The organism is Microbacterium sp. HMWF026, from assembly GCF_003061325.1.
Taxonomy (GTDB): Bacteria; Actinomycetota; Actinomycetes; order Actinomycetales; family Microbacteriaceae; genus Microbacterium; species Microbacterium testaceum_E.
In genome coordinates this window covers 1-5,682 of record NZ_QAJB01000013.1, presented here as the reverse complement: position 1 = coordinate 5,682, position 5,682 = coordinate 1, and the positions used below count along the sequence as shown (strand labels likewise).

Sequence of the window (5,682 nt, the reverse complement as noted above, 5' to 3'; positions counted from 1 at the left end):
CGGCATCGGCGTCCGCGAACAGCGGTCCACCCGACGCGGACGGGGTGTGCGATCCGCCGGCGGTCGCACCGCCGTCCGTGGATCCGGCCGCGATGGCTCGTCCCAGTCGTCCCGCCACGATGCCCGCGACGGCGGCGACGGCGATGAACGTGCCGGGTCGCCGTCGCGCGAAGCTCGCGACGTCTCTCATCAACTGCTGCGGATCGCGATCGGCCAACCATGAGCCGACCGTGGTCACGTGCCCGGCGGCCCGGCGGACGAGGTCGCCGGCGATGCCGCCGTTCTCATCGGCATCCGCCATGCGCGTCAGATCGTCGCCCATCGTGCTCAGGCTGTCGGCCACCCGCTGCTGTTGCGTCGCGGCATGGTCCGAGAGCTCGCGCCCCGATTGGGCGACGAGATCGCCGAGCTGCGCCTTCGCCTCGCTCGCGACCGCCGCGGCCTCGTGTGCGCTGCTCTCGACGACACCCTGCGCGGCGTGGCCGGCCGCCTTCGCGGTGTCGGCTGCCTCGTGCGTCGCCGCACCCGCTTTCGCGGATGCGCCGGTGTCCTCGTCGTGCGAGGTGGTGAATTGCGACATTTTCGCTCCTTCCGTCCGGGAAGGTCCGGTCTAGGGGCGACCGAGGGGGCTTGACGCGGGCCTTGCGCCATGGTGGGCATCGTGCAACGCGCGCAACGGCCCGAGGAATCGCGGTGGGCGGTCCGTGGCGCACGTCGCCCTCGCGAGCCCGTTCCCGGCGCGGCGTGCGACTGGGTACGATCGACGGTCGTGCAGACGTCTTCCGACACTCCCTCGCCGACCCCCGCGGAGTCGACCCTGCAGCGCGCGCTCCTGGCGTACGGCGAGGCGCGTCGTTCCGCCGCCGTCGATGCGCGGCGCGAACTGTCGCTGAACGAGCTCGACGCCCGGGCGCTCCTGTTCATCGCCGAGAACCCGGGCGCGCGTCCCTCGCACGTGCGCGATCACCTCGGCATCACCTCGGCGGGGGTGACCACCCTGATCGACCGGCTGGTGCAGCGCGAGGCGGTGCGCCGCGATCTGGACGACGACGATCGCCGCGTCAACCACATCACCGTGATCGTCGATCTCGACTCTCCGCCGTGGTGCCGCCTGCGCGCCTTCGACGACGACATCGAGTCGGCGATCGCCTCTCTCGACCCGACCGAGGCCGACCGCCTCGCGAGCGTGATCGACGAGTTGACCTCCGCCGCGACCCGCTGAGACGCGGATTCGCGCGGGCGAGCGGCGGGCCGACGTGCGAAGGACGCGTCCCGCTCAGTCCGCGGCGGATGAGACCGCGAGGAACGCTTCGGAACGCGCCTGCAGGAACGAGCACAGGGCGGCGAGGGTCGACAGTTCCCCCGCGAGCGCCATGACGCGCCCCGCGGGCAGGGGGGCGGCATCCTCCCGGGGTTCGAAGGTCACGGCCCAGGCGGTCGATCCCTCTTCGGCTCCGGGCGCGACGAAGAAGGTCGTCGAGACGCTGCGCAGCTTGGCCGCGATGAGTCCGGCGTCGGAACCGTCGTCGCTGTCCTGGGGGATGACGCGCAGGATCTCGGCGTCGTCGTAGCCGAGGTCGCGGAAGTCGTCGACCCACTGCTGCAGGGTGGTCAAGGTGCGGAACGGCATCGGCATCCCTTCGGCGAGCGGCGCCGAATGGCGACCGGGTCCATTATCTCGGTGCAGATGCCCGCGAAAGCGCTCGGATGCGGAATGCGATTGCGTAACGCGGCTTTCGAATCGCGCACGGCGTCCGGGGGCGCCGAAATACGCGAAAGGCGCCTTTCGCCCGGATACGGTGAATGCGGGTGGGGGCACTCTGATTCGCGGGATTCGGCTCGACGACTGCGTGAGAGCGGTTTCATACCGCGCTCGACCTCATCGGGCAATGGTCTTGCCGCACATTCTCGGACGATTTAGGAAACTCGCGTGGAGCATACGAATATCGAATCCCGGGATGCCGAGACGGTCGAGCACCTCTGGCAGAGCATCGTGCCCGGAGCCCGGATCTCGCGCGCCGAGGCGATCCAGCCCGCGCTGGCGTGGCACGCCGCGACCGAACCCGGCTTCGCCATCTGCGACTACACGATCGGCTCGACCATGCTCGTCGAGTCCGACCCTCGTGACCAGGTCGTGCTCGGGCGCATCGCCGGCCCGCGCGTGACCGGAACCTACCGCCGCGAGCGCATCGACACCTCGACGCCGTTCATGGTGGTGGACCGTCCCCTCGAGATCGCCTTCACCGGGCGTATCGCCGGATCGGCCGTGTCGTTCGCACGGTCCGACTTCGACGACGCGGCCCGCCGCCTGTCGGGCGACGACTCCCTGCGCGTACGCGCCACCGGGCACGGGCCCGTCAACGAACAGCGGCTGCGTTACTGGTCGCGCACGTGGGAGTACAGCCGCGACGTGCTCCTGCGGTCCTCGGAGCGGACGCCCCTGATCGAGCAGCAGGCCCGCACGCTTCTTCTCGAGGCATCGCTGCTGACCTTCTCGACGACGTTCACCGACGCGCTGGCCGCCGGCCGCCCCTCGCGCCCGCTACCCGCGCCGGTGCGCCGCGCCAAGGCGTTCGTCGAGGCGCACGCGGCCGAACCCGTCGTGCTCGCCGACATCGCGCAGGCCGCCCGGCTCTCGCCGCGTGGTCTGCAGTACGCCTTCCGTGCCGCGACGGGGCGCACCCCCATGCAGTACCTGCGCCGGGTGCGCCTGGATGCGGCGCGCGCCGAGCTGCGCAACGCCGACCCCTCGGTCGAGACGGTCGCCGCGATCGCCGCCCGGTGGGGGTTCTCGAACCTCGGCCGCTTCGCGGCGATGTACCGCGGCGAGTTCGGCGAGACCCCGTCGACCACGCTGCGCTCCTGAGCCGGCGGGCCCGGGGCGCCCGCCCGTCAGTGCCCGGCGCCCAAGCCACCGCTCAGACGGTCGTGGAACAGCGCGGCCGTCGGGTTGAGTCCTTCGAGTTCGACGGTGGTGCCCAGGTGCGCGTACTTCGTGCGCACGGCATCCAGAGCCGCCACCGTCGAGGCGTCCCAGACGTGCGTGCGCGACAGGTCGATCACGACCCGTGACGGATCGCGGTGGTAGGCGAACTTCGTGGTGAGGTCGTTGCTCGAGGCGAAGAACAGCTCGCCCTCGACGACGTAGCGGGCGAGGTCGCCCTCGACCGTGCGGGTGACGCTCGTGAGGCTCGCGACGCGGCGGGCGAACAGCACGGCCGCGGCGACCACGCCGACGCCGACGCCGATCGCCAGGTTGTGCGTCCACACCGTGACCGCCACGGTCAGCACCATGACGATCGTCTCGCTCAGCGGCATCCGCCGCAGGGTCGAGGGGCGGATGCTGTGCCAGTCGAACGTCGCGATCGACACGACGATCATCACGGCCACCAGCACCGCCATCGGGATGATCGCGACGACGTCGCCGAACGCGAGGACGAGGACGAGCAGGAAGACGCCGGCGAGGAAGGTCGAGATGCGGGTGCGCGCCCCGGAGGCCTTGACGTTGATCATCGTCTGGCCGATCATCGCGCAGCCGCCCATGCCGCCGAACAGGCCCGACAGCACGTTCGCCGCTCCCTGGCCGAGCGACTCACGGGTCTTGGACGAGGGGGTGTCGGTGATGTCGTCGACCAGGGCCGCGGTCATGAGCGACTCGAGCAGGCCGACGATCGCCATGGCGACGGCGAACGGCAGGATGATCGCGAGCGTCTCGCCGGTTAGCGGCACGTTCGGCAGCAGCAGCGACGGAAGGCTCTCGGGCAGGGCGCCTTGGACGCCGACGGTGGGCACCGAGATGCCGAACACCACTGCCGCGCCGGTCAGCAGCACGATCGCGACGAGCGGGGCCGGGACCGCCCGGGTCAGCCGCGGCAGCAGGTACATGATCGCCAGGCCCGCGGCGGCGATCGGGTACACGGCCCACGGGACGCCGATCAGCTGGGGCACCTGGGCGATGAAGATGAGGATCGCGAGGGCGTTGACGAAGCCCACCATGACGCTGCGGGGGATGAAGCGCATGAGCTTGGCCACCCCGAGCAGGCCGAGGATCACCTGCAGGATGCCACCGAGGATCACCGTCGCGAGCAGGTAGTCGACGCCGTGCTCGCGGGCGACGGGCGCGATGACGAGGGCGATCGCGCCGGTCGCCGCCGAGATCATGGCCGGCCGGCCGCCGAGGAACGCGATGGCCACCGCCATCACGAAGGACGAGAACAGGCCGAGCCGGGGGTCGACCCCGGCGATGATCGAGAACGCGATGGCTTCGGGGATGAGCGCGATCGCGACGACGAGGCCGGCGAGCACCTCGCGCGTGAGCAGGCGCGGGGAGCGCAGGGCCTGAAGGACCGTCGGTTCGGGGCGCGGGCGCGCGAGGACGTCTGTCATCGTGTCTCCGGATGTCGGGGGAGGGGACCCGCGGCGACGCGGGGAAGAATAGAGGGGTCGCGATCGCGACCGAGAGAGACTCTACCGTAACGTGAGGGTTGCGGGATCGGGGATGCCATGACCGAGGAGCGTCCGATGCAGATCGGCGAGCTCGCCGAGCGGACGGGCCTGTCCATCCGCACGCTGCGCCACTACGACGAGATCGGTCTGCTGCGCCCCTCGGCCCGCAGCGAGGGCGGCTTCCGCCTGTATACGCTCGACGACGAGTCGCGGCTGCTGCTCATCCGGCGTATGAAGCCCCTCGGCTACTCGCTCGAGCAGATGGGCGAGCTGCTCGCGGTCGTCGACGGTCTCGAGGTCGACCCGAGCGATGAGACCCTGCGTGCCCGCCTCGCCGACATCCGCACCGAGGCGCGGGAGCGGCGCGAAGAACTGCGGCGCAAAGCCGCCGCCGCCGACGAGTTCGTCGCCCAGTTGGAGGCGAGATGACCGCCCACGACCTCACGCTCGAGGGCCATGGCATCCGTCTCGATCCCGCCCTGCCGTCCGACGCCGTCGAGGCGTGGCCGCTGACCGACCCGCAGCTGTGGAGCCGCATGACCACGGCGTGGGCGGACTCCGTCGACGCCTACGCAGCGCGCGTCGAGCAGCAGCGGGCGACGCCGGGTCTGTACGCCTTCACGGTGCGGGATGCCGCCACCGGCACGGTCCGCGGGGCCACGACGTTCTACGAGTACGTGCCCGCGCAGGGGCGCGTCGAGATCGGCACGACGTGGTACGGCCGGGCCTTCCAGGGCGGGGCGACCAATCCCGCGGCCAAGCTGCTGCTGCTCGAGCACGCCTTCGACGTGTGGTCGGTGAACCGCGTGGCGCTGCGGTGCGACGCGCGCAACGAGCGCAGCGCGCGGGCGATCGAACGCCTCGGGGCCACCGCCGAGGGGTGCCTGCGGCAGCACCGCATCGCTCCCGACGGCTCCGTCGGCGACACCCTGTACTTCTCGATCCTGCGCGCCGAATGGGCGGCGGTGCGCGCAAGGCTCGAGGCGCGTCTGTCCTCCGCCGCGCCCGCCTAGCCCGGCGCGCGGGCCTCCGGCCGCCCGCGGGCGGCCTTCGGGCCGTCCTCGGCCGCCCTCGGGCCGTCTCCGGGCCGCCCTCGGGCCGCGAGACTGCACGCTGCTGACAACTCGGCGACATCCTGCAACCGGGATGTCAGCGGCGTGCAGTCTCGACGGGTTCGAGCCGTCGCGTGTCCTCGCGACGGCGGTCGGCGGCGACGATCGGGGCGTCGGGGGGTTC

Annotated in this window: 6 protein-coding genes and 1 pseudogene; 4 read left to right on the top strand and 3 right to left on the bottom strand. The window is 71.6% G+C overall.

Annotated elements, in window-relative coordinates; translation table 11 throughout:
• Window positions 1-580: pseudogene (locus DBR36_RS00530) on the bottom strand (hypothetical protein); the annotation flags it as partial.
• A 189-nt stretch (window positions 581-769) separates the two neighbouring features.
• Between DBR36_RS00530 and DBR36_RS00525 the strand changes: the two are divergent.
• Window positions 770-1,222: a helix-turn-helix domain-containing protein gene (locus DBR36_RS00525; protein ID WP_108317090.1), complete on the top strand. Its 453-nt coding sequence runs from the start codon at window positions 770-772 to the stop codon at window positions 1,220-1,222.
• A gap of 54 nt (window positions 1,223-1,276) precedes the next feature.
• On the opposite strand, the gene DBR36_RS00520 is transcribed toward DBR36_RS00525, so the two are convergent.
• Complete coding sequence (locus DBR36_RS00520) at window positions 1,277-1,630, bottom strand: hypothetical protein (protein ID WP_146185143.1); 354 nt, start codon at window positions 1,628-1,630, stop codon at window positions 1,277-1,279.
• Between the two features lie 300 nt (window positions 1,631-1,930).
• On the opposite strand from DBR36_RS00520, the gene DBR36_RS00515 reads away from it, so the two are divergent.
• Entirely contained in the window at window positions 1,931-2,866 is a 936-nt protein-coding gene (locus tag DBR36_RS00515) for an AraC family transcriptional regulator (RefSeq protein ID WP_219927597.1), read from the top strand.
• Window positions 2,867-2,892: 26 nt separating this feature from the next.
• Here DBR36_RS00515 and DBR36_RS00510 read toward each other — a convergent pair whose 3' ends face one another.
• Entirely contained in the window at window positions 2,893-4,386 is a 1,494-nt protein-coding gene (locus tag DBR36_RS00510; protein WP_108317087.1) for a SulP family inorganic anion transporter, read from the bottom strand.
• Between the two features lie 135 nt (window positions 4,387-4,521).
• Here DBR36_RS00510 and DBR36_RS00505 point away from each other — a divergent pair, with 135 nt between their 5' ends.
• Window positions 4,522-4,875 carry a MerR family transcriptional regulator gene (locus DBR36_RS00505; protein WP_375136038.1) on the top strand — a complete coding sequence of 118 codons (354 nt, stop codon included), beginning with the start codon at window positions 4,522-4,524 and terminating at the stop codon, window positions 4,873-4,875.
• Window positions 4,872-5,459, top strand: a complete 588-nt coding sequence (locus DBR36_RS00500) for a GNAT family N-acetyltransferase (RefSeq protein WP_108317085.1) — start codon at window positions 4,872-4,874, stop codon at window positions 5,457-5,459. Before DBR36_RS00505 ends, DBR36_RS00500 begins: the two co-directional genes overlap by 4 nt.
• Window positions 5,460-5,682 lie beyond the last annotated feature (223 nt).

Excerpts from the sequence above, each read along its gene's own strand:
- DBR36_RS00505 (WP_375136038.1), top strand. The coding sequence starts at position 4,522 with ATGCAGATCGGCGAGCTCGCCGAGCGGACGGGCCTGTCCATCCGCACG.
- DBR36_RS00520 (WP_146185143.1), bottom strand. The coding sequence starts at position 1,630 with ATGCCGTTCCGCACCTTGACCACCCTGCAGCAGTGGGTCGACGACTTC.
- DBR36_RS00510 (WP_108317087.1), bottom strand. The coding sequence starts at position 4,386 with ATGACAGACGTCCTCGCGCGCCCGCGCCCCGAACCGACGGTCCTTCAG.
- DBR36_RS00500 (WP_108317085.1), top strand. The coding sequence starts at position 4,872 with ATGACCGCCCACGACCTCACGCTCGAGGGCCATGGCATCCGTCTCGAT.